21 protein-coding genes are annotated in these 22,677 nt (G+C 72.4%); 15 read left to right on the top strand and 6 right to left on the bottom strand.

Annotated elements, in window-relative coordinates; genetic code table 11:
• A partial coding sequence (locus tag IEY91_RS37510) for a PucR family transcriptional regulator ligand-binding domain-containing protein (protein WP_189177345.1) occupies positions 1–1,218 on the bottom strand: 1,218 nt, incomplete at its 3' end.
• Between the two features lie 189 nt (positions 1,219–1,407).
• On the bottom strand, positions 1,408–3,219 hold the full coding sequence (locus IEY91_RS37505; RefSeq protein ID WP_164328652.1) for a glycoside hydrolase family 15 protein: 1,812 nt from the start codon (positions 3,217–3,219) through the stop codon (positions 1,408–1,410).
• Between the two features lie 461 nt (positions 3,220–3,680).
• Here IEY91_RS37505 and pyrG point away from each other — a divergent pair, with 461 nt between their 5' ends.
• From pyrG to IEY91_RS37460, 9 genes are all read left to right on the top strand, one after another.
• A complete protein-coding gene (gene pyrG, locus IEY91_RS37500) occupies positions 3,681–5,336 on the top strand; it encodes a CTP synthase (RefSeq protein WP_164326140.1) in 1,656 nt (551 codons plus the stop codon).
• A gap of 85 nt (positions 5,337–5,421) precedes the next feature.
• Complete coding sequence (locus IEY91_RS37495; RefSeq protein ID WP_164326141.1) at positions 5,422–6,048, top strand: NUDIX domain-containing protein; 627 nt, start codon at positions 5,422–5,424, stop codon at positions 6,046–6,048.
• A 178-nt stretch (positions 6,049–6,226) separates the two neighbouring features.
• On the top strand, positions 6,227–8,362 hold the full coding sequence (locus tag IEY91_RS37490) for a tetratricopeptide repeat protein (RefSeq protein ID WP_373288109.1): 2,136 nt from the start codon (positions 6,227–6,229) through the stop codon (positions 8,360–8,362).
• Between the two features lie 135 nt (positions 8,363–8,497).
• Positions 8,498–9,622, top strand: coding sequence for an alanine dehydrogenase (gene ald, locus IEY91_RS37485; RefSeq protein ID WP_189177344.1), 1,125 nt, complete (start codon positions 8,498–8,500; stop codon positions 9,620–9,622).
• A gap of 357 nt (positions 9,623–9,979) precedes the next feature.
• A complete protein-coding gene (locus IEY91_RS37480; protein ID WP_164326143.1) occupies positions 9,980–11,113 on the top strand; it encodes a ParA family protein in 1,134 nt (377 codons plus the stop codon).
• Positions 11,098–11,715 carry a hypothetical protein gene (locus IEY91_RS37475; RefSeq protein WP_164326144.1) on the top strand — a complete coding sequence of 206 codons (618 nt, stop codon included), beginning with the start codon at positions 11,098–11,100 and terminating at the stop codon, positions 11,713–11,715. The genes IEY91_RS37480 and IEY91_RS37475 overlap by 16 nt, the downstream gene beginning before the upstream one ends.
• Before the next feature lie 17 nt (positions 11,716–11,732).
• Positions 11,733–12,755, top strand: a complete 1,023-nt coding sequence (locus IEY91_RS37470; protein WP_229697493.1) for a segregation/condensation protein A — start codon at positions 11,733–11,735, stop codon at positions 12,753–12,755.
• Between the two features lie 47 nt (positions 12,756–12,802).
• Positions 12,803–13,432 carry an SMC-Scp complex subunit ScpB gene (gene scpB, locus IEY91_RS37465; RefSeq protein ID WP_164328654.1) on the top strand — a complete coding sequence of 210 codons (630 nt, stop codon included), beginning with the start codon at positions 12,803–12,805 and terminating at the stop codon, positions 13,430–13,432.
• Positions 13,433–13,444: 12 nt separating this feature from the next.
• The gene (locus tag IEY91_RS37460) at positions 13,445–14,704 is read left to right on the top strand and encodes a pseudouridine synthase (RefSeq protein ID WP_189177343.1); all 1,260 of its coding nucleotides are present in this window, start codon (positions 13,445–13,447) and stop codon (positions 14,702–14,704) included.
• A 36-nt stretch (positions 14,705–14,740) separates the two neighbouring features.
• Here IEY91_RS37460 and IEY91_RS37455 read toward each other — a convergent pair whose 3' ends face one another.
• From IEY91_RS37455 to IEY91_RS37440, 4 genes are all read right to left on the bottom strand, one after another.
• The gene (locus IEY91_RS37455; protein WP_189177342.1) at positions 14,741–15,475 is read right to left on the bottom strand and encodes a nucleotidyltransferase domain-containing protein; all 735 of its coding nucleotides are present in this window, start codon (positions 15,473–15,475) and stop codon (positions 14,741–14,743) included.
• A 22-nt stretch (positions 15,476–15,497) separates the two neighbouring features.
• Positions 15,498–15,986: a Rieske (2Fe-2S) protein gene (locus IEY91_RS37450; RefSeq protein ID WP_189177341.1), complete on the bottom strand. Its 489-nt coding sequence runs from the start codon at positions 15,984–15,986 to the stop codon at positions 15,498–15,500.
• Positions 15,983–16,576: a DUF6529 family protein gene (locus IEY91_RS37445; RefSeq protein ID WP_189177340.1), complete on the bottom strand. Its 594-nt coding sequence runs from the start codon at positions 16,574–16,576 to the stop codon at positions 15,983–15,985. The genes IEY91_RS37450 and IEY91_RS37445 overlap by 4 nt, the downstream gene beginning before the upstream one ends.
• 73 nt (positions 16,577–16,649) lie before the next feature.
• Entirely contained in the window at positions 16,650–17,348 is a 699-nt protein-coding gene (locus tag IEY91_RS37440) for a hypothetical protein (RefSeq protein ID WP_189177339.1), read from the bottom strand.
• 147 nt (positions 17,349–17,495) lie between these two features.
• Here IEY91_RS37440 and IEY91_RS37435 point away from each other — a divergent pair, with 147 nt between their 5' ends.
• The 6 genes from IEY91_RS37435 to der all read left to right on the top strand — a co-directional run bounded on the left by IEY91_RS37435 (position 17,496) and on the right by der (position 22,676).
• Positions 17,496–17,990, top strand: a complete 495-nt coding sequence (locus IEY91_RS37435; RefSeq protein WP_373288111.1) for a YidB family protein — start codon at positions 17,496–17,498, stop codon at positions 17,988–17,990.
• A 118-nt stretch (positions 17,991–18,108) separates the two neighbouring features.
• Positions 18,109–18,471 carry a chorismate mutase gene (gene aroH / locus IEY91_RS37430; RefSeq protein ID WP_189177337.1) on the top strand — a complete coding sequence of 121 codons (363 nt, stop codon included), beginning with the start codon at positions 18,109–18,111 and terminating at the stop codon, positions 18,469–18,471.
• Positions 18,468–19,553, top strand: a complete 1,086-nt coding sequence (locus tag IEY91_RS37425; protein WP_164326153.1) for a prephenate dehydrogenase — start codon at positions 18,468–18,470, stop codon at positions 19,551–19,553. The genes aroH and IEY91_RS37425 overlap by 4 nt, the downstream gene beginning before the upstream one ends.
• Before the next feature lie 189 nt (positions 19,554–19,742).
• A complete protein-coding gene (cmk, locus tag IEY91_RS37420) occupies positions 19,743–20,405 on the top strand; it encodes a (d)CMP kinase (protein ID WP_164328655.1) in 663 nt (220 codons plus the stop codon).
• Positions 20,363–21,103: a lysophospholipid acyltransferase family protein gene (locus IEY91_RS37415; protein WP_229697492.1), complete on the top strand. Its 741-nt coding sequence runs from the start codon at positions 20,363–20,365 to the stop codon at positions 21,101–21,103. The genes cmk and IEY91_RS37415 overlap by 43 nt, the downstream gene beginning before the upstream one ends.
• A 73-nt stretch (positions 21,104–21,176) precedes the next feature.
• Positions 21,177–22,676, top strand: a complete 1,500-nt coding sequence (gene der, locus IEY91_RS37410; protein ID WP_164326155.1) for a ribosome biogenesis GTPase Der — start codon at positions 21,177–21,179, stop codon at positions 22,674–22,676.
• The last annotated feature ends 1 nt before the right edge of the window (position 22,677 follow it).

Here is a 22,677-nt window from a genome sequence, read left to right as displayed (position 1 = left end):
GCCGACCACCACGACCGGCGGCGGCGCCCCGGCCCGCCGCATCCCCGCCCGCTCGACCCCGGCCCGCAGCGCCGCCGCGACCCGGTCCGCGACCGCCGCCCGCTCCGCCTCGGCGCGCAGCCCGAGCAGGAGCGGAACCCGGCCCTCCACGGGACGTACGCCGAGCAGCACCGGCACCCCCACCGACGCCAGCTCCTCCGAGACGGCCCGCGCGAGGACCGCCCAGCCGCCGCCGGTCGGCAGCCCGTCGGGGATCCGCATCACCATGGGGAGCAGCGGGCTCGCGCCCGGCTTGAAGCCGAGTACGCGTGCCTGTGCGGGCGCGTCGTCGGCGGTGATCCGGCCCTCGGCGAGGTCGGTGAGGAAGTCGCCGCGGCCGCGCGCCGCCAGCTCCTCCTCCTGCCTCGCCTGCATCAGGACCACCGCGAGGCTGCTCGCGGCCCGCTCGGCGGCGATCCGGTGGACGGGCAGGAGCGCGGACTCCACGGCGAGCAGGACCAGGCGGGCGCGCACCGATCCGGCCCCTGGTCCGCCGCCCGGTACGTCCACGAGGACCGTCCCGGCCGGCGGCTCGGCCCGGTCCTCGGGGCGGCCGCGCAGGCCCTCCCACACCTGGAGCGGGTCCGCGCACGCGCTGGTCGCCCCGGCCGCGTACAGAAGCTGGCCGTCGGCCGTCTCCAGGAACACCGCGTTGCCGCTGAACTCGGCGAGGACGGAGAGGACTTGCGGTACGCCGCCGCCGGAGAGCAGGGCGTCCGTGCAGCGCCGGTGCACCTCCTCGGCGCGGCGCAGGAGCGCGTAGTGGCCGTTCACGATCTCCGTGTGCACCTCTTCGGTGACCGTCACGAAGGGCACCTCGCGGTGCAGCTGCACCAGCGGCAGGCCGGCCGCGCGCGCGGTGTCCACCAGGGCGGCCGGGAGGCGGCTGAAGCGCGGGCCGAGCTCGACGACCAGGGCCGCGATGCCGCGTTCGGCGAGGTCGCGGACGAAGGCGCGCTGTTCGGCGGGGCGGGTGCCGAGGCCGAGGCCCGTGGTCAGCAGGAGCTCGCCGCCCTTGAGCAGCGAGGCGATGTTGGGCACCTCGCCGGCGTGCACCCAGCGCACGGTCCGCTGGAGCCGGTCGGCGCCCGTGACGACCTCCGGGAGCCCGCCGCGCAGGCCGGGGAGTTCCAGCGCCCGCTGTACGGTGATGCCGCCCTGAGTGTCCTGACTGTCCATGGGGCGGACGCTACCTGACCAGGGCGGGAGTGCCGGTCGCCATGGCGGAGGGCGGGAGGCCGGGCGCCGCGGCGTGTCCTGGCCGCCGGGACTTGAGAGGCGATGCGCCCCCGGGGCGACGCGTCCCCGAGGGCAACGAGTCCCTGAGGGGCAGCACGATCCCGCGCCGCCCCTCGTACGCCGCCGGGATCAGCCTCCGTACGCCCCAGAGGCCGTGAGCCGCAGCGCCGTGTCGATCAGCGGCACGTGGCTGAACGCCTGGGGGAAGTTGCCGACTTGGCGCTGCAGGCGCGGGTCCCACTCCTCGGCGAGCAGGCCGAGGTCGTTGCGCAGGGCCAGGAGGCGCTCGAAGAGCTTGCGGGCCTCGTCCACGCGGCCGATCATCGCCAGGTCGTCGGCCATCCAGAACGAGCAGGCGAGGAACGCGCCCTCGTCGCCCTCCAGGCCGTCCACGCCCGCGTCGCCGCCGGAGGTCGGATAGCGCAGGATGAAGCCGTCCGAGGTCGACAGCTCGCGCTGGATGGCCTCGATGGTGCCGATGACCCGCTTGTCGTCGGGCGGCAGGAAGCCGACCTGCGGGATGAGCAGCAGGGAAGCGTCCAGCTCCTTGGAGCCGTACGACTGGGTGAAGGTGTTGCGCTCCTTGTCGTAGCCCCGCTCGCAGACGTCGCGGTGGATGTCGTCGCGCAGCTCGCGCCACTTGTCCAGCGGGCCGTCCGCGTCACCGGACTCGATGAGCTTGATGGTGCGGTCGACGGCGACCCAGGCCATCACCTTGGAGTGCACGAAGTGGCGGCGCGGGCCGCGCACCTCCCAGATGCCCTCGTCGGGCTGGTCCCAGTGCGTCTCCAGATAGCGGATCAGCTTGAGCTGGAGCAGCGAGGCGTAGTCGTTGCGCGCAAGGCCCGTCATGTGCGCCAGGTGCAGGGCCTCGGTCACCTCGCCGTACACGTCGAGCTGGAGCTGGTGGGCCGCGCCGTTGCCCGCGCGGACCGGGGCCGAGTTCTCGTATCCCGGAAGCCAGTCCAGCTCCGCCTCGCCGAGCTCGCGCTCGCCCGCGATGCCGTACATGATCTGGAGGTTCTCCGGGTCGCCCGCGACCGCGCGGAGCAGCCACTCGCGCCAGGCGCGGGCCTCCTCGCGATAGCCGGTGCGCAGCAGGGAGGAGAGCGTGATCGCGGCGTCGCGCAGCCAGGTGAAGCGGTAGTCCCAGTTGCGGGAGCCGCCGATGTCCTCCGGCAGGGAGGTGGTGGGCGCGGCGACGATGCCGCCCGTGGGGGCGTACGTCAGTGCCTTCAGGGTGATCAGTGAGCGGACCACGGCCTCGCGGTAGGGCCCGTGGTACGTGCACTGCTCGACCCACTCGTGCCAGAACTCCTCCGTCGCCGCGAGCGCGTTCTCCGGCTCGGGGTGGGCGGGCTGGCCCTTGTGCGAGGGCTGCCAGGAGATCGTGAAGGCGATGCGCTCGCCGGGGGCGACGGTGAAGTCCGAGTACGTCGTCAGGTCCTTGCCGAACGTCGCCGCGGTGGTGTCCAGCCACACCGAGTCGGGTCCGGCGACGGCCACCGTGCGGCCCTCGACCTTGTGCACCCAGGGCGTCACGCGGCCGTAGCTGAAGCGCATCCGCAGCGCCGAGCGCATCGGCACCCGGCCGCTGACGCCCTCCACGATCCGCACCAGCTGCGGGGCGTCGGAGTCGCGCGGCGGCATGAAGTCCGTGACCCGGACGGTGCCGCGCGGGGTGTCCCACTCGGACTCCAGGATCAGGGAGTCCCCGCGGTAGGTGCGCCGTGTCGCCGCCGCGGGCCGCGCGCCCGGACCGTGGGCGGGGCCCAGGCGCCAGAAGCCGTGCTCCTCGGTGCCGAGCAGGCCGGCGAAGACGGCGTGGGAATCGAAGCGGGGCAGACACAGCCAGTCGACCGTGCCGTCCCGGCAGACCAGCGCTGCGGTCTGCATGTCCCCGATCAGTGCGTAATCCTCGATGCGCCCGGCCACGTGCATCCCCATTCAAACGGCCACGTTCGCCCGCTCAAGGGGCGCTCGTACTACGGTCAAGGGTTCGCTGCAAAACGAACTGCCGGGCCCGAACGTTTCCGGTGGTCTCCAGAAGTGCCGACGGGGGTGGTTCCGCCCGTGCGCACGGCTCGGCAGCAAGTGTCCGAGCAACATACATCTCCGCCCCGGGAAATCGCCCGCTCGTCCCGGCGAACTGGCTACGCCGAATGAGTTCGGGGTGAGCCGGTGCCCGTACGGTGTCTGCGCGGTGAAGATCGTGTACGCGACGTGAAAGCGCGTGTCAAGACGTGGCCGGAAGCAGCCCCCTCTCGTCGCTGATACCCTGGTAGCCCGTGAGCCGGTGGTCATAGAACCCCCGAACCGCAGCGACGGCACTTCCCTCCGACCCCGGAGCGGGCGCCGCTACGCACCTTCAGACCGCGACGCACGGGAGCCCCCTCTTGGCCATGCCGCCCAAAACATCGACGACCAAGCACATCTTCGTCACCGGGGGTGTCGCCTCCTCCCTCGGCAAGGGCCTGACGGCCTCCAGCCTGGGTGCGCTCCTCAAGGCCCGGGGCCTTCGCGTCACGATGCAGAAGCTCGACCCGTATCTGAACGTCGACCCCGGCACGATGAACCCCTTCCAGCACGGCGAGGTGTTCGTCACCAACGACGGCGCCGAGACGGACCTCGACATCGGACACTACGAGCGGTTCCTCGACGTCGACTTGGACGGCTCCGCCAATGTCACTACAGGCCAGGTCTACTCCCAGGTCATCGCCAAGGAGCGGCGCGGGGAGTACCTGGGCGACACCGTGCAGGTCATCCCGCACATCACCAACGAGATCAAGCACCGCATCCGGCGGATGGCGACCGACGACGTCGACGTCGTCATCACCGAGGTCGGCGGCACCGTCGGCGACATCGAGTCGCTGCCGTTCCTGGAGACCGTCCGCCAGGTCCGCCACGAGGTCGGCCGCGACAACGTCTTCGTGGTGCACATCTCGCTGCTGCCCTACATCGGCCCCTCCGGCGAGCTGAAGACCAAGCCGACCCAGCACTCGGTCGCCGCCCTGCGCAACATCGGTATCCAGCCGGACGCGATCGTGCTGCGCGCCGACCGCGACGTGCCGACCGCCATCAAGCGCAAGATCTCGCTGATGTGCGACGTCGACGAGGCCGCGGTCGTGGCCGCCATCGACGCCAAGTCGATCTACGACATCCCGAAGGTCCTGCACACCGAGGGCCTGGACGCCTACGTCGTCCGCAAGCTGGACCTGCCGTTCCGCGACGTGAACTGGACCCAGTGGGAGGACCTGCTCGACCGGGTCCACAACCCCGACCACGAGGTCACGATGGCGCTGGTCGGCAAGTACATCGACCTGCCCGACGCCTATCTGTCGGTGACCGAGGCGCTGCGCGCCGGCGGCTTCGCCAACAAGGCCCGCGTCAAGATCAAGTGGGTCACCTCCGACGACTGCAAGACCCCGGCGGGCGCCGCCAAGCAGCTCGGCGACGTCGACGCGATCTGCATCCCCGGCGGCTTCGGCGACCGCGGCGTGTCCGGCAAGGTCGGCGCGATCCAGTACGCCCGCGAGAACAAGATCCCGCTGCTCGGCCTCTGCCTCGGCCTGCAGTGCATCGTGATCGAGGCGGCCCGCAACCTCGCGGACATCCCGGACGCCAACTCCACCGAGTTCGACTCCGCCACCTCCCACCCGGTCATCTCCACCATGGCCGAGCAGCTCGACATCGTCGCGGGCGAGGGCGACATGGGCGGCACCATGCGGCTCGGCATGTACCCCGCCAAGCTCGCCGAGGGCTCCATCGTGCGCGAGGTGTACGACGGCAAGGAGTACGTCGAGGAGCGCCACCGTCACCGCTACGAGGTGAACAACGGCTACCGCGCGGAGCTGGAGAAGAAGGCCGGCATCCTCTTCTCCGGCACCTCTCCCGACGGCAAGCTCGTCGAGTACGTCGAGTACCCGCGCGAGGTGCACCCCTACCTGGTCGCGACCCAGGCCCACCCGGAGCTGCGCTCGCGCCCGACCCGGCCGCACCCGCTCTTCGCGGGCCTGGTCAAGGCCGCCGTCCAGCGCCAGCAGGCCGCGGGCAAGTAGCGGCGGGATACGGTTGCCGGGGTGCGCGCCTTGCGGGCGCGCACCCCGGTTTCTGTTTTGTATGCACGTGGGAGGACAGCGCGACATGACGATCAAGGACACCGCCGAGGAGTGGCAGGTCACGGCGAGCGACACCCCGTTCGTCGGCAACAAGACCTCGGTGCGCACCGACGACGTCGTCATGCCGGACGGGACAGTCGTCCGCCGCGACTACCAGGTCCACCCCGGTTCGGTGGCCGTGCTCGCCCTCGACGACGAGAACCGCGTCCTTGTGATCCGTCAGTACCGCCACCCGGTGCGCCACAAGCTCTGGGAGATCCCCGCGGGGCTGCTCGACGTCCCCGGTGAGAACCCGCTGCACGCCGCCCAGCGCGAGCTGTACGAAGAGGCCCACGTCAAGGCCGAGGACTGGCGTGTGCTCACCGACGTGTACACCACGCCCGGCGGCTGCGACGAGGCCGTGCGCGTGTTCCTCGCCCGTGGTCTCTCCGAGGCCGAGGGCGAGCGCTTCGAGGTCTCCGAGGAGGAGTCCGACATGGAGCTCGCCCGGGTGCCCCTCGCGGACCTGGTACGCGGCGTGCTCGCCGGCGAGCTGAGCAACAACTCCCTCGTCGTGGGCGCCATGTCGCTCACCGCGGCGCTCCAGGGCGACGGCGTGGACGCGCTGCGCCCGGCCGACGCGCCGTGGCCCGCACGGCCGTTCGAGGCCTGAGCGGCTTAAGCCTCCGAACCCCCCATTCGGCCGCACGCGGTCCGACCATCGCCTGATCCGATCGGGCGACTTGTGGGCCCCGTGCGGCCCGGAACGCCCTGACGCCTGAACTAGGCTCTGAAAGCGTCCCGACCGGAGTCCCGGCGGGTTCGTGCGCAGGCGGACGGGAGCGTTACCCGTGACGGATCAGGCGGTCGACACGGACGGTTCGGCGACTGGTGCGCCGTCGCCCACCAGCGCGGCCGTCACCGGCGCGGCGGCTCCCCCGGACGGCGGCCGATTCGTGGGCCGCCACCGGGAGTTGAAGGAACTCCGCGCCGACATCGACCGCGCCGGACTCGACACCCTCTCCGGCCGCAAGGCCCCCCGCGCCCGCGTCCTGCTCATCGCAGGACGCCCCGGCTCCGGCCGCACCGCCCTCGCCGAGGAACTCGCCCGGCAGCTCGCCGAGCCCTACCCCGGCGGCGTGCTGCGCGCCCGCCTCACCGACCCCGACGGCGCCCCCGTGCCCACCGAGCGCACCGCCCGCGAACTCCTCGGCGCGCTCGGCGAGTCCGCGCCCGCCGGAGCCGACGAGGACGACCTGTCCGCGGCCCTGCGCGCCGCCCTCGACGACCGCCGCGCCCTGCTGCTCCTGGACGACGCGGCCACCGCCGAGCAGGTCGACCCGCTGCTCCCGGACACCCCCGACTGCCTGGTCGTGGCCGTGTCCGCGGGCCCGCTCACCGGCATCCCCGACGTCCGCCCGTGCACCCTGGGCGGCCTGGACACCAAGGCCGCGCTCGACCTGCTCGCCCGCAGCGCGGGCTCGGTGCGCATCACCGTCGACCCGCGCTCCGCGGAGAGCCTGGTCGAGGCGTGCGGCGGCAACCCCGCGGCGCTCGCCATCGCCGGGGGCTGGCTCGCGGCCCGGCCCAAGGCCGCCGTCGCCGATCTGGCCAAGCAGGTCCGCGACTGCCCCGAGGAGGGCGCGGCCGACTCCGGCCTCGCCCGGGTCTTCCAGCACACCTACGCCGCGCTGCCCTCGACCGCCGCGCGGATACTGCGCCTGCTCGCCCTCGCCCCCGCGGGACACGTCGACCCGCACACCGCGTCCGCGCTCGCGGGCTGCTCGGTGTCCGGGGCGCGCACGGCGCTCGACGACTTCGTCGCGCTCGGACTGCTGCGGCCGGTGGACTCGGAGCTGCCGCAGTACGAGGTGCCGGGCTGTCTGGTGCCGTTCCTGCGGGAGCTGACGCAGACGCAGGACCGGCCGGGGGAGGTGCAGTTGGCGCGGGCCCGGATGCTGGAGCGGACCGTGCGGCTGCTCCAGTCCTGCCGGGCCGTCACCGAGCCCGACGGCTCGGCGGCGCGCAAGAAGCTCGCCGGACTGCCCCGCGCCCTGCGCTTCCCGAACCCGCGCGCCGCTGCCGAGTGGCTGCGGATCCGGCAGCCCGCGCTGCTCGCCTCGGCCCGCCTCGCGGTCGCGGACGGCGACCTGGACACCCTCGCCCGGCGCCTGATGGCGGCCCTGGCCCGCGCCCTGGTCGCACACCGCGGCACCCAGGACGCGGCGCCCGAGCTGTACGGCATCCACCAGCTCGTCCTCGGCGTGGCCGAGCGCCGCGACCTGCCCCGCGAGAAGGCGGCGGCGCTGCTCAACCTCGCCGACCTGGACGCGCAGACGGGACGTACGCACGAGGCGCTGGCTCGCTACCGCGCCGCGCTCGACTGCGGAAGGGCCGCCGGCGACCCGTACGCGACCGGCCGCGCGATGGAATCCGTAGGTGGCGCCTACCAGGAGCTGGGGGACTGGGCGCGGGCGGCCGACTGGTACGGCAGGGCGCTTGCCCAGCGCCTGGCCCGCGACGAGCGCGCCGACGCCGCCCGGCTGCACGGCCGCATCGCCACCACCCACACCTACGCGGGCCGCTACGGCGAGGCCCTGCGCAACTGGCGCTCGGCCGTCGCGGGCCTGCGCAAGAGCGGCGACGTGGCGGGCCGGGCGCGGGCGCTGAGCGAGATGGCCCGCGTCCAGGAGTACGCGGGGCGCCCCGAGGAGTCGCTGCGCACCTGCCGGGAAGCGGCCGAGTGGGCGCGCGAGGCGGCGGACGTACGGCTCCAGGCGGCGCTTCAGGTACGGCTCGCCGACACCTTGGAAAGGCTGGGGGACCCGACCGCCGCCGGGCTGCACCGGGCGGCCGCCGAGCGCATGCTGGGAGGTGAGTTCCCCGAGGTCGCAGGGGCTGCGCCGAAGCATCGGGAAGAACATCACAAACAAGATGGAGCACCGGCCTCCGCCTACGAAATCCGTAGTGCATCCGGCCAAGATTGAAGCTTTGAAAGGCTGGACAGCGGGAAATCCTTCATTAGACTGGCTCCGCCGCGTGCTTTCGTGGTGTCTTCCGATGCGCTCGTTTGCGTACCGGTTTGTACCCCCTTGTCCGAACCCCCCTCAGAGCCAAGGACCGTGATCGACGTGAAGGTCGGCATCCCCCGCGAGGTCAAGAACAACGAGTTCCGGGTGGCCATCACCCCCGCCGGTGTGCACGAGCTGGTGCGCCACGGCCACCAGGTCGTCATCGAGCGGAACGCCGGTGTCGGCTCCTCGATCACGGACGACGAGTACGTCGCCGCAGGCGCCCAGATCCTGGAGACCGCCGACGAGGTGTGGGCCACGGCCGACCTGCTCCTGAAGGTCAAGGAGCCGATCGCCGAGGAGTACCACCGCCTCCGCAAGGACCAGACGCTCTTCACCTACCTGCACCTGGCCGCCTCCAAGGAGTGCACGGACGCCCTCCTGGAGTCCGGCACCACCGCCATCGCCTACGAGACGGTGGAGCTGTCCAGCCGCGCCCTGCCGCTGCTCGCCCCGATGTCCGAGGTCGCGGGCCGCCTCGCCCCGCAGGTCGGCGCCTACCACCTGATGCGCGCCAACGGCGGCCGCGGCGTCCTGCCCGGCGGTGTCCCGGGCGTGGCCGCGGGCAAGGCCGTCGTCATCGGCGGCGGCGTCTCCGGCTGGAACGCCGCGCAGATCGCCATCGGCATGGGCTTCCACGTGACCCTGCTCGACCGCGACATCAACAAGCTCAAGGAAGCCGACAAGATCTTCGGCACGAAGATCCAGACGGTCGTCTCCAACTCCTTCGAGCTGGAGAAGGCCTGCCTGGAGGCCGACCTCGTCATCGGCGCCGTGCTCATCCCGGGTGCCAAGGCCCCGAAGCTGGTCACCAACGAGCTCGTCTCGCGCATGAAGCCGGGAAGTGTTCTTGTCGACATCGCGATCGACCAGGGCGGCTGCTTCGAGGACTCGCGTCCCACCACGCACGCCGAGCCGACCTTCCCGGTCCACAACTCGGTCTTCTACTGCGTCGCCAACATGCCCGGCGCGGTGCCCAACACCTCGACGTACGCCCTGACCAACGCGACGATGCCGTACATCGTCGAGCTGGCGAACCGCGGCTGGGTCGAGGCCCTGCGCCGCGACCCGGCGCTCGCCCTGGGTCTCAACACCCATGACGGCAAGGTCGTTTACAAGGAGGTCGCCGAGGCCCACGGCCTCGAGCACGTCGAGATCGAGTCGCTCCTCGGCTGACGCCGGTCAACCGGAGTCGTCAATCTCACGCCCGCGGCCGGACCTTGTGAGGGGTCCGGCCGTGGGCGGTTGGGCGTACACTCGCTCAACTCGCCTTGAACGTAAACATTTGGGCGATTCGTCCACCAGGCAAACGCGGCGATGCGATGCAGTGCACCCTTGACATCGGGATGTTCCATTGCCGACACATCGGGCCGGGTCCGGCGGATTGTGTTGCTGCGGAGTGGTGACACGCCATAGAGTCGCCAACCGTCGGCATGGTGCCACGCTGACCTATCTAGAAATTTCCTGGTCACCAAGGAGGTAAGACGACTTGTGAATGAGTCGACATTTGCTCCCGGGGGTGGTCAACCAGGAATGGCTGGACGAGGCCAAGGCCCCGTCGGGCTCCAGGCTGTCGGCTCCGTCGCTGTCCGCACCTTCGAAGCCCGCCAGAGTCCGAAGCCGACACCGTCTGCACCCCAGAGCATGGATGGCCATCACGTGAACGCCATGGCCGGCGACCGGAGTGGCGAGAACACCACCCCCACCCCTCTCGCCGACTACGAGGAACTGCCCCAGGGTCACTTCTACGACCCCGACGCGGAGTACGAGCCCGATCCCGAGTACGCGGCCACGCTCGCCCCGGACGCTGCCCGTCAGCGCCGTGAGCGCATCGGTCCCACGGGACGGCCGCTGCCGTACTTCCCGATTCCGGGGCCGTTGACCGACCACGGGCCCGCGAAGATCATCGCGATGTGCAACCAGAAGGGCGGCGTCGGCAAGACCACGTCGACCATCAACCTGGGCGCGGCGCTTGCGGAGTACGGGCGCCGGGTGCTGCTCGTCGACTTCGACCCGCAGGGCGCGCTCTCGGTGGGTCTGGGTGTGAACCCGATGGAGCTCGACCTCACCGTCTACAACCTGCTCATGGAGCGGGGCATGTCGGCGGACGAGGTGCTGCTCAAGACCGCGGTCCCCAACATGGACCTGCTGCCGAGCAACATCGATCTCTCGGCCGCCGAAGTGCAGTTGGTCAGCGAGGTCGCGCGCGAGTCCACGCTCCAGCGCGCGCTCAAGCCGCTGATGGCCGACTACGACTACATCGTGATCGACTGTCAGCCCTCGCTCGGCCTGCTCACGGTCAACGCGCTCACGGCGGCCCACAAGGTGATCGTGCCCCTGGAGTGCGAGTTCTTCGCGCTGCGCGGTGTCGCGCTGCTCACCGAGACGATCGAGAAGGTCCAGGAGCGGCTCAACCCCGACCTGGAGCTCGACGGCATCCTCGCGACGATGTACGACTCGCGCACGGTGCACAGCCGCGAGGTCCTCGCGCGCGTGGTCGAGGCGTTCGACGATCACGTCTACCACACGGTCATCGGGCGCACCGTGCGCTTCCCGGAGACCACGGTCGCCGGTGAGCCGATCACGACGTACGCCTCCAACTCGGTGGGCGCGGCAGCCTATCGCCAGCTCGCCAGGGAGGTGCTCGCCCGGTGTCACGCCGAGTGAGTCTGCCGGGGGCCGACGAACTGTTCCGCACGACCGGGGGGATGGCGCTGCAGGCGTCGTCGCCGCGGCGCCAGGCGAACGGCGAGGCGAGGGTGCCCGCACCGGCGGGCGAGAGCGACGAAGCGGCCGCCGAGGAGTCCTCCGCCTCGCGAGGGGACGAGGATTCCTCCGACAACGCCGTCAACGCCGAACACACCGCGGCGGACGCGGAGTCCGGCGCTCCGTCGCGCAGCCGCTCGGCGTCCGGCACGGACGCCGGGAAGGGCTCGGGGCGGCGGTCGGCGCAGGAAGGTTCTGCCGGCTCCGCGCCGGGCGGCAAGTCCGCCAACGCCTCCGGCGACACGCCCGCGCAGGCGCGGCGCCGGGCCCGCGCCGCCAACCGGCGGCCCAGCGGCCGCGAGCGGCACGACGAGAAGATCACCGTGTACGTCTCCGCCGAGGAACTCATGGACCTCGAGCACGCGCGCCTCGTGCTGCGCGGTGAGCACGGGCTCGCGGTGGACCGCGGGCGCATCGTGCGGGAGGCGGTGGCCGTCGTGCTCGCCGACCTCGAATCGCGCGGGGACGCGAGCATTCTCGTACGACGGCTGCGTGGGCGGTAGCGGTACCTTTCCGCGTAATGTCCACGACCGCCGCGAATTCTGTGAACTCCGCGAACGACGGATCCGCACCGCCCCCCGCACGCCGACGAGCGCTGGGGCGCGGTCCCGGGTCGGCTCCGGTGGAACCGGAGCCCGAGGGCGTACCTGTACCCGAGGAACCTCACGTACAGGAAGAGCCTCACGTACCGGAAGCGGCGGCTGAGGCGCAGCCTGATCCCGAGCCCGACGACGGGCGGTTCAAGGTTCGGCTCGCGAACTTCGAGGGCCCCTTCGACCTGCTGCTCCAGCTCATCTCCAAGCACAAGCTGGACGTCACCGAGGTCGCGCTCTCCAAGGTGACCGACGAGTTCATGGCGCACATCCGGGCGATGGGGCCGGACTGGGACCTGGACCAGACGACCGAGTTCCTCGTGGTCGCCGCCACCCTGCTCGACCTGAAGGCGGCGCGGCTGCTGCCCACCGCCGAGGTCGAGGACGAGGCCGACCTCGCCCTGCTCGAAGCCCGCGACCTGCTGTTCGCGCGGCTGCTCCAGTACCGCGCGTACAAGCAGATCGCCGACATCTTCACCGCGCGGCTCGACGAGGAGGCGCGGCGCTATCCCCGGACCGTGGGCCTGGAGCCGCACCACGCCGAGCTGCTCCCGGAAGTCGTCATCAGCATCGGCCCCGAGGGGTTCGCCAGGCTCGCCGTGAAGGCGATGCTGCCCAAGCCCAAGCCACAGGTGTACGTCGACCACATCCACGCGCCGCTGGTGAGCGTGCGCGAGCAGGCGGGCGTGGTCGTGGCGCGGCTCAAGGAGCACGGCGAGGCCAGCTTCCGGGTCCTGATCGAGGAACTGGGCCCGGACGACACCCTCACCGTCGTGGCCCGCTTCCTGGCCCTCCTGGAGCTGTACCGGGAGAAAGCCGTCGCCCTGGAGCAGGAGGAGGCCCTCGGCGACCTCATGGTCCGCTGGACGGGCGGGGACGGCGAGGCGGAGCCGACCGTGACGGACGAGTTCGACCGGGCACCCGAGCCGGAGGAGGAGAAGAAGCCGTGAGTGCTGTGTCCACCCAGAACAGTGCGGAGGACAGTTCCGGGAGCCCCGTGGGCGACCTCGGGTCCGCAGTCGCCGGGCTCGACCTCAAGCCCGCCCTGGAGGCCGTCCTCATGGTCGTGGACGAGCCCGCGACCGAGGAGCACCTGGCCAAGATCCTGCAGCGGCCGCGGCGGGCCGTCGCCGACGCGCTGCGGGAGCTCGCCGACGAGTACACCGTGCAGGGCCGCGGCTTCGAGCTGCGCCTGGTCGCGGGCGGCTGGCGGTACTACACGCGCCCCGCGTACGCGCCGGCGGTCGAGGGCTTCGTCCTGGACGGGCAGCACGCCCGGCTCACCCAGGCGGCCCTGGAGACGCTCGCCGTCGTCGCCTACCGCCAGCCGGTCAGCCGCTCGCGGGTCTCCGCGGTGCGCGGAGTGAACTGTGACGGGGTCATGCGGACCCTCCTCCAGCGGGGTCTGGTGGAGGAGGCGGGCGCGGAACCCGAAACAGGTGCGATCCTGTACAGGACGACGAACTACTTCCTGGAGCGGATGGGCCTGCGCGGCCTGGACGAGCTCCCCGAGCTCGCGCCCTTCCTCCCCGAGGCGGACGCGATCGAGGGGGAGACCCTGGAGGGTGTCCCGTCGTTCGACCCGGACGCACCCGATGCGCCGGGTTACGAGGACGCAGACGACTAAGACGGACATTTGATGCGAAGCAGCAGCGGCAGGAACAGCAGCGGAAACAACGGCGGGAGCCGTGGTGGCAACAGCGGCGGCCGCGGCAACAGTGGCGGCCGCCCCAGCGGTGGCGGTCGCGGCAACAGCGGCGGTCGCCCCAGCGGTGGCGGTGGCGGTGGCGGCCGCAGTAACAGCGGCGGTCGTCCCACGGGCGGTGGCCGCGGCGACAGCGGTGGCGGCGGCGCCCGTGGGAACTTCCGCGGCGCCGGCAACGACCGCGACGACAAGCAGGGCAGCGGCCGCCCCAGCAAGCCCCGCCCCGAGGAGCGTCGCTACGACGTGGGCCCCGGCGGCACCCACGAAGGCCCGAAGTCGGGCCGCGGCGCCTCGGCGCGCGGCGGGGCCAAGGGCGGCCCCAAGCGCGGCCAGGAGCAGCGCGGCGCCGGTCGCGGCCGCCCGGCCCCGGCGTACTCGCGCGAGTACGAGACGCGGGCCGAGGAGCGTAACCGCGAGCGGTACGCGGGCAAGCCGAAGGTCAGCCCGCCCAAGACCTTCCCCGGCGCCGAGCAGGAGGGCGAGCGGCTGCAGAAGATCCTCGCCCGCGCGGGCTACGGCTCGCGGCGTGCCTGCGAGGAGCTGGTCGACGAGGCCCGCGTCGAGGTCAACGGCGAGATCGTCATGGAGCAGGGCCTGCGCGTCGACCCGGAGAAGGACGAGATCAAGGTCGACGGCCTGACCGTGGCCACGCAGTCGTACCAGTTCTTCGCGCTGAACAAGCCCGCCGGTGTCGTCTCCACCATGGAGGACAACGAAGGGCGCCAGTGCCTCGGCGACTACACGAACAACCGTGAGACGCGCCTGTTCCACGTCGGCCGGCTCGACACCGAGACCGAGGGCGTCATCCTGCTCACCAACCACGGTGAGCTGGCCCACCGCCTGACCCACCCGAAGTACGGCGTGAAGAAGGTCTACCTCGCGCACATCGTCGGCCCGATCCCGCGCGACCTGGGCAAGCAGCTCAAGGACGGCATCCAGCTGGAGGACGGGTACGCGAAGGCGGACCACTTCCGCGTCGTCGAGCAGACCGGCAAGAACTACCTGGTCGAGGTGACCCTGCACGAGGGCCGCAAGCACATCGTGCGCCGCATGCTCGCCGAGGCCGGGTTCCCCGTCGACAAGCTGGTGCGCGTCGCCTTCGGCCCGATCACCCTCGGCGACCAGAAGTCGGGCTGGCTGCGCCGCCTGTCCAACACCGAGGTCGGCATGCTGATGAAGGAAGTCGACCTGTAGGACGCACGGGTGCGGCGGGGGTTCAAAGGCAGGCTCTCAGTTCTGGAGCGCCGAATCCCGTCGCACCCGGAACAGGAAGTCCTCGACACGGCGGCGGTCCGGCTCCGGCGGTAGCGGAGACCGGGCCGCCGCCGTTTCGGCTTCCGCCGCGAGCCGGGCCATCCAGGACTCCACCTCGGCCCAGGGCACCTCGCCCCGCTTGACCGCGAGCAGCGGCTCGCGTTGGTCGCCGACGTCGATCGTCAGCTCGCCGGTGCGCAGCAGGTCGCGGCACGACGTGAGCAGCCGCAGCAGGTGCATGGCGTGCTTCCAGCGCGGGACGCCGTAGGCGCGTACGTCCTGGTCGAGCTTCTTGCGCTGGCTGAAGGAGTAGCCCGCGAAGGTCTCGTGGGCCTGGCGGGACAGGAACGCGGCGCGCAGCGCGAGCAGTTCGCGGCCGGTGTCGGTGGCGTGCTCGACGAGCGGGGAGTGCAGGCACTCCAGGATGTTCGGGTTGGCGCGCAGGGCGAGCTCGCAGAAGCGTTCCAGCTCCCAGCTGAACTGTTCGTCGGCCGGCCCGTCCACGTGCGTCGGCGGCTTCTCGAAGCGCCAGAACAGCGGGGTCGGCGCGAGGAAGACGCCGCGGCGGTCGGTGTCGCTGTCGTCGGTGGCCAGGCCGAAGGCCCGCGAACCCATGACACAGGCGTAGATCGTGTGATCGCGCACCAGGTCGTGCGGGCGCGGCGCGCCCTGGGGGTCGAGGGTGTCCTGCGGGCCCGGCGGTGTGTTCATGCCCGGGAGCGTACGGCGTTCGTCAGGTGAGACGGATCGAATTTCCGCGTACGGCGATGTCCCGCGGCGGCAGCGGGCGCGGCGCAGGGCCGCCCGCGACCGCCCCGTCCGCGACCCGGAACCTGCTGCCGTGGCACGGGCAGTTGATGGTGCCGCCGTCGACCTCGCGCACCGTGCAGCCCTGGTGCGTGCACACCGACGAGAAGGCCTTGAACTCGCCCTCGGCGGGCTGCGTCACGACGACCTTCTCGGCGCCGAAGACCTTGCCGCCGCCGACCGGGATGTCGGCGGTCCTCGCCAGCTCGGGACCGGCGGGCGGCTTCTTCCCGCTCGCACCCGGCGAGGCGGGCGAGGACTCGGCGGCGTCCGGGGCGCCGGGCGGCGGCTCCGGGTCCGCCGCGCCCTCGTCGCCGTACTTCGCGCACCCGGTCGCCGCTGCGGCGGCCAGCGCACCGGCCGCGAGCGCCGTACGCCGTGTGGGGCGCCCCGGCGCCCGCCGCCCGCCGCTCACGTCGTCACTCCGAACGTACGGAAGAACCACAGCGCCGACGTCAGCCACACCACCGTGAGCACCGCGAAGACAAGCCCGCCCACCACCGGCAGCAGCCAGCCGGGCAGCTTCTCCGAGCGGAGCAGCAGCATCTTGGCGCTGAACGCGCCGAAGAAGAAGCAGCCGAGGAGCGAGTGCCACAGCACGCGCGTGGAGTACGTCTGGTAGCCGAGGGCGTAGAGGCAGTGCACCGCGACCGGCACCGCCACCAGGAACGCGATCCGGCCCGACCAGCGGTGCAGCCCCGCCGACCAGGACGGGCCCGGCAGCCTGCCGTACACCATGAGGGCCGAGACGACCTGGAGCAGCGCGAAGCCGAGCGCGGTCGTGCCGAGCCAGGACTTGACGGCGCTGGTGCTGCTGAAGCCCGCCAGGTTGAAGGCGGTGCCCTCGGGGTCGTGGACTTTTCCGTACGCCCCGAGGCCGACCGCGACGGCGGCCGCGACGAGCGCGGGCACCAGATAGCGGGCCGGGTGCGGGCGGGGCGGGCCGCCCGCGTGCGGCGGCACGGGGAAACCGCCCTGGGTGGGGGCGTTCGGGTCGACGCTCATGGGGCCTCCCGGGTCGGGGGCGGGCGGATGCGGGCCGGGGCGTGTGGGGTGCGGGGTGCGGCGGCCGGGGTGCTCAGGGCACGACGGGGCGGGCGGTGAGGCGGCCGCCGTCGTCCAGGACGACGGTGCCGGTGTCCGGGTCGAGCCGGGGGGCCTTCGCGGGCTCGCCGTCGCGGGTGAGGATGCCGACCTGGCTGCCGTCGGGCTGGACGATCCAGCCGCCGTCGACCTTCTCGCCGCGCACCTCGCTCGTCGCGCGGTAGAGACCGGACGGCTTCTTGGCCCTCGGGGCGGTGAACTTCCACGACTTCCCGCGGATCTCGACGGTGCCGCCGATCCTGGCGCCGTCGCCGGTGAGCCGGCCGTCGAGCTTCGCGCCGTGCTTGCCGGTCAGGCGCATCGACCCGTCGTCCTCGACGTCGCCCTTCAGCCAGGACTCCGTGGCGCGGCCGTCGCAGAAATACGCCACCGCCTCGCCGTCACGGAGCGTGATGGCGACCGAGGCCGAGTCGTCGTCCGTCCGGCCCGTGTACCGGCCGTCGGCCGGGGGCTTCTTCGTGGGTGTGGGAGAAGGCGTGGGGGTGGCGGTGCGGCCGGGCTTCGGACGGTCGCCCGGGGCGCCGGTGGTGGGTGACGCGGTCGGTTCGGACGTGCCGGACGGGGCGTCCGAGTACGACGAACTGCCCGTCCCCGTCGTCGCGTTGACCGACAGCATGAACAGGGCCAACACGAGCCCCGCGAGCAGCGTGAACAAGGGTCCTGAGCGCTTCATACGTGCCCCCCGAGGCGCGTGGACTGCCTCTCCATGCAAGCCGACCCGCACCCCGGCGTCCAGGGGCGCACGGAGGCTGTGCGCCCGTGGTGCGGGTGGGTCTCGCGCCGGTTGCTCCAAGTGGCGGGGCGCGTCGCTGCGGGTGACATTGGCAGGGTCCGGGGCCCCTGCCCCCGCGGGCGGGGCCCGGCCACTGAACCGAAAGGCAGTACGACCATGGCGGGTAACGATCTGGGCGGTCTTCTGGGCGGCCTCCTCGGCGGGGGCGGCCAGCAGGGCGGGGCCGCGTCCGGAGGCGGCGCCAACATCCTCGGCGCGCTGCTCGGCGCACTGATGAGCAAGAACGGCGGCGGCAACAACCCGCTCGGCGGGCTCCTGGACGGACTGACCAAGGCCGGGCTCACCGACCAGGCCCAGTCGTGGGTGGGCAGTGGCGACAACCAGCCGGTGACCGGCGAGCAGGTCCGGCAGGCGGTGCCCGACGACGCGCTCCAGCAGGCGGCCGAGCAGGCGGGCATCTCGCCCGAACAGGCCGCGGACCAGATCGCCCAGGTCCTGCCCGAGACCGTCGACAAGCTGACGCCCATCGGCGCGGTGCCGTCCGGGTCCCTGGAGGACATCATCCGCCAGCAGCAACTCTGAGCCGGACGCGAGGTGCGCGGCGGCCGTCTCGGCAGACGGGCGCCGTGCACGCGTGTCCGGGGGCCTGACTACCCTTGCCGTACAGAAAGAAGAGCGCACGCGAGCGAGGAGCAGCACGGTGGCGGTACGAGCGGTGCGGGGCGCCGTCCAACTGGACCGGGACACGGCCGACCACATGAGCGAGCGGGTCCGTGAGCTCCTCACGACCGTCCTCGAACGCAACGGCCTCACCGCCGACGACCTGATCTCCATCTGGTTCACGGCGACCCCCGACCTGCACAGCGACTTCCCGGCAGCCGCGGCGCGCGGCCTCGGTCTCGCCGACGTACCGCTGATCTGTGCGCAGGAGCTGGACATCGAAGGCGCCATGCCGCGCGTCGTGCGGCTGCTCGCCCACATCGAGTCGGGCCGCTCCCGGTCCGAGATCTCCCACGTCTACGTCGGCGCGGCCGCCGCCCTTCGCAAGGACATCGCCCAGTGAGAACCGCCCTCGTCATCGGCACCGGCCTCATCGGCACCTCGGCCGCGCAGGCCCTGGCGCGCCGCGGTGTCACCGTCCACCTCGCCGACCACGACCCCGAGCAGGCGCGCACCGCAGCCGCGCTCGGTGCCGGCACGAGCGAGGCCCCGGACGGGCCCGTCGACCTGTGCCTGGTCGCGGTGCCCCCGGCGCACGTCGCCGCCACGCTCGCCGACGCCATGCGGCGCGGGGTCGCGCGCGGCTACCTCGACGTGGCCAGCGTCAAGGGCGGACCACGCCGCGACCTGGAGTCCCTCGGGCTCGACCTGACGGCGTACATCGGTACGCACCCGATGTCCGGCCGCGAGCGCAGCGGACCCCTGGCCGCCTCGGCGGACCTCTTCGAGGGGCGGCCCTGGGTGCTCACCCCGACGCGGGACACCGACACCGAGGTCCTGAACCTCGCGCTCGAACTGGTCGCGCTGTGCCGGGCCGTGCCCGTCGTCATGGACGCGGACGCCCACGACCGGGCGGTCGCGCTCGTCTCCCACATGCCGCACCTCGTCGCCAGCATGGTCGCGGCCCGCCTGGAGAACGCCGAGGAGACGGCGGTACGCCTGTGTGGCCAGGGCATCCGTGACGTCACCCGGATCGCGGCGTCCGACCCGCGGATGTGGATCGACATCCTCTCCGCCAACCCAGGACCGGTCGCCGACCTGCTCGCGGAGGTCGCCGCCGACCTGGACGAGGCGGTCACCGCGCTGCGCGGCCTGCAGTCGGCCGACGAGTCCAAGCGGCAGGACGGCGCCGCGGGCGTCGAGGGCGTGCTGCGGCGGGGCAACGCCGGGCAGGCCCGCGTCCCCGGCAAGCACGGCACCGCCCCCACCGCGTACGAGATCGTGGCGGTTCTCATCGACGACCAGCCCGGCCAGCTCGCCCGCATCTTCGCCGACGCCGAGCGCGCCGGGGTCAACGTGGAGGACGTCCGCATCGAGCACGCCACCGGCCAGCAGGCGGGCCTCGTCCAGCTCATGGTCGAGCCGCAGGCCGCGACCGGGCTCGCGGCGGCGCTGCGCGAGCGCGGGTGGTCCCTGCGGCAGTGAGGCCGTGCGGGGGCGGGGCCGGGAACGGAGCGGAGAGCGGCCCTGTCGAGGGGCCGCAAGAGGGAAGCCCGGGAGCCAGTAACCTTGTGCGGGGCGCCGAATCGGCGCCCACCCCGTCCCCCGCACCGAGAAAGGTGTCCGCTCCCCGTGGAATCCGTGGAAAACACCTCCGCCGCAGGCCCGGCTCCCGTGATCGTCGCCATCGACGGGCCCTCCGGCACGGGGAAGTCCAGCACGTCCAAGGCCGTCGCGGCCCAGCTCGGCCTGAGCTACCTGGACACCGGCGCCCAGTACCGCGCGATCACGTGGTGGATGGTGCACAACGGCATCGACCTCACGGACCCGTCCGCCATCGCCGCCGCGGCGGGCAAGCCGGAGATCGTCTCGGGCACGGACCCGGCCGCCCCGACGATCACCGTCGACGGCACGGACGTCGCGGCCCCGATCCGCACGGGCGAGGTCACGTCCAAGGTGAGCGCGGTCAGCGCGGTCCCCGAGGTGCGTACGCGGATCACCGAGCTGCAGCGCTCCATCGCCGCGGCCGCGCAGGACGGCATCGTCGTCGAGGGCCGTGACATCGGCACCACGGTGCTGCCCGACGCCGACCTCAAGATCTTCCTGACGGCGTCCCCGGAGGCCCGCGCCGCCCGCCGCTCCGGCGAGCTGAAGGGCGCCGACGTCTCCGCCACCCGCGAGGCCCTCATCAAGCGGGACGCCGCCGACTCGAGCCGCAAGACCTCCCCGCTGGCCAAGGCCGGCGACGCGGTCGAGGTGGACACGACCGAGCTCACACTGCAGCAGGTCATCGAGTGCGTCGTCACGCTCGTCGAGGAGAAGCGGGCCGGAAAGTGAGCAAGGTTCCCGGCGAGCGCGGAGCCGCCTCCGCGCACGCGGCCTCCGCCGAGCGTGCAGCTCCCTCCGTACGCGGCGCCGACGTCGGCCGACGCATCGGCGTGGGCCTCATGTACGGCCTGTGGAAGCCGCGCGTCCTGGGCGCCTGGCGGGTCCCCGCGGCCGGCCCGGTGATCCTCGCCGTGAACCACTCGCACAACGTCGACGGTCCCATGGTCATGGGCGTGGCGCCCCGGCCGACGCACTTCCTGATCAAGAAGGAAGCGTTCGTCGGGCCGCTCGGCCCGTTCCTGCGGGGCATCGGCCAGCTCCAGGTCGACCGCTCGACGGTCGACCGCACGGCGATCACGGACGCGCTCGCCGTGCTGCGCGAGGGCGGCGTCCTCGGGATCTTCCCCGAGGGCACCCGGGGCGACGGCGACTTCGCCTCGCTGCGCGCGGGCCTCGCGTACTTCGCGGTGCGCTCCGGGGCGCCGATCGTCCCCGTGGCCGTACTGGGCAGCACGGAGCGCGACGGGCGCCTGATACGGCACCTGCCGCCGCTGCGCAGCCGCGTCGACGTGGTCTTCGGAGACCCCTTCGAGGCGGGCGACAGCAGCGGGCGGCGCACCCGCAAGGCGCTCGACGAGGCCACCGTGCGCATCCAGGAGCGGCTCACCGCCCACCTGGAGAACGCCAGGCGCCTGACCGGGCGCTGAGTAAGACTTCCAGTAGTGGCCGGGCGCGTGCCCGACCACCGATCACCACGATGAGCAACGAGGTACGGACTTCATGAACGACCACATCCAGCCCGAGGGCGAGGGCTCGGCCGAGCACGTCGAGCACGACCACGGTGCGCTTGGCGACGCCGAGTACGCGGAGTTCATGGAGCTCGCCGCCGTGGAGGGCTTCGACGCCGAGGACGTCGAGGGCGCCATCGAGGAGGCCGGGCACGGCCCGCTGCCGGTGCTCGCGATCGTCGGCCGCCCCAATGTCGGCAAGTCGACGCTCGTGAACCGCGTCATCGGCCGCCGCGAGGCCGTCGTCGAGGACAAGCCGGGCGTCACCCGCGACCGCGTCACCTATGAGGCCGAGTGGGCGGGCCGCCGCTTCAAGGTCGTCGACACCGGCGGCTGGGAGCAGGACGTCCTCGGCATCGACGCGTCCGTGGCCGCCCAGGCGGAGTACGCGATCGAGGCGGCCGACGCCGTCGTCTTCGTCGTGGACGCCACCGTCGGCGCGACGGACACCGACGAGGCCGTCGTGCGCCTCCTGCGCAAGGCGGGCAAGCCCGTCGTGCTGTGCGCCAACAAGGTCGACGGCCCCTCCGTCGAGGCGGACGCGGCGATGCTGTGGTCCCTCGGCCTCGGCGAGCCGCACCCGGTCTCCGCGCTGCACGGCCGCGGCACCGGCGACATGCTGGACGCCGTCCTGGAGGCCCTGCCCGAGGCGCCCGCGCAGTCCTTCGGCACGGCCGTCGGCGGCCCCCGCCGCATCGCCCTCATCGGCCGCCCGAACGTCGGCAAGTCGTCCCTGCTCAACAAGGTGGCGAACGAAGAGCGCGTCGTCGTCAACGAACTGGCGGGCACGACCCGCGACCCGGTCGACGAGCTGATCGAACTCGGCGGCGTCACCTGGAAGTTCGTCGACACGGCGGGCATCCGCAAGCGCGTCCACCTCCAGCAGGGCGCCGACTACTACGCCTCGCTGCGCACCGCCGCCGCCGTCGAGAAGGCGGAGGTCGCCGTCATCCTGATCGACGCCAGCGAGTCGATCAGCGTGCAGGACCAGCGCATCGTCACGATGGCGGTGGAGGCGGGCCGCGCGATCGTCCTCGCGTACAACAAGTGGGACACCCTCGACGAGGAGCGCCGCTACTACCTGGAGCGCGAGATCGAGACGGAGCTCGCGCAGGTCGCCTGGGCGCCGCGGGTGAACGTCTCGGCGCGCACCGGCCGGCACATGGAGAAGCTGGTCCCGGGCATCGAGACGGCGCTTGCGGGCTGGGAGACGCGCGTGCCGACCGGCCGCCTGAACGCCTTCCTCGGCGAGCTCGTCGCCGCCCACCCGCACCCGGTCCGCGGCGGCAAGCAGCCGCGCATCCTGTTCGGCACCCAGGCGGGCACGAAGCCGCCGCGGTTCGTGCTCTTCGCGTCGGGCTTCATCGAGCACGGCTACCGCCGCTTCGTGGAGCGCAGGCTCCGCGAGGAGTTCGGTTTCGAGGGCACGCCGATCCACATCTCGGTGCGGGTGCGCGAGAAGCGCGGCCAGAAGACCCAGAAGAAGAAGTAGC

This window comes from Streptomyces lasiicapitis, assembly GCF_014646335.1.
Classification (GTDB): Bacteria; Actinomycetota; Actinomycetes; order Streptomycetales; family Streptomycetaceae; genus Streptomyces; species Streptomyces lasiicapitis.
Note: the sequence above shows the minus strand (reverse complement) of the source record. Positions and strands in the feature narration are given on the sequence as shown.

Bases quoted from the DNA above. Each gene is read 5' to 3' on its own strand.
- IEY91_RS37505 (WP_164328652.1), bottom strand. From the start codon at position 3,219: ATGCACGTGGCCGGGCGCATCGAGGATTACGCACTGATCGGGGACATG.
- pyrG (WP_164326140.1), top strand. From the start codon at position 3,681: ATGCCGCCCAAAACATCGACGACCAAGCACATCTTCGTCACCGGGGGT.
- IEY91_RS37495 (WP_164326141.1), top strand. From the start codon at position 5,422: ATGACGATCAAGGACACCGCCGAGGAGTGGCAGGTCACGGCGAGCGAC.
- IEY91_RS37480 (WP_164326143.1), top strand. From the start codon at position 9,980: ATGGCTGGACGAGGCCAAGGCCCCGTCGGGCTCCAGGCTGTCGGCTCC.
- IEY91_RS37470 (WP_229697493.1), top strand. From the start codon at position 11,733: ATGTCCACGACCGCCGCGAATTCTGTGAACTCCGCGAACGACGGATCC.
- IEY91_RS37460 (WP_189177343.1), top strand. From the start codon at position 13,445: ATGCGAAGCAGCAGCGGCAGGAACAGCAGCGGAAACAACGGCGGGAGC.
- IEY91_RS37455 (WP_189177342.1), bottom strand. From the start codon at position 15,475: ATGAACACACCGCCGGGCCCGCAGGACACCCTCGACCCCCAGGGCGCG.
- IEY91_RS37445 (WP_189177340.1), bottom strand. From the start codon at position 16,576: ATGAGCGTCGACCCGAACGCCCCCACCCAGGGCGGTTTCCCCGTGCCG.
- IEY91_RS37440 (WP_189177339.1), bottom strand. From the start codon at position 17,348: ATGAAGCGCTCAGGACCCTTGTTCACGCTGCTCGCGGGGCTCGTGTTG.
- der (WP_164326155.1), top strand. From the start codon at position 21,177: ATGAACGACCACATCCAGCCCGAGGGCGAGGGCTCGGCCGAGCACGTC.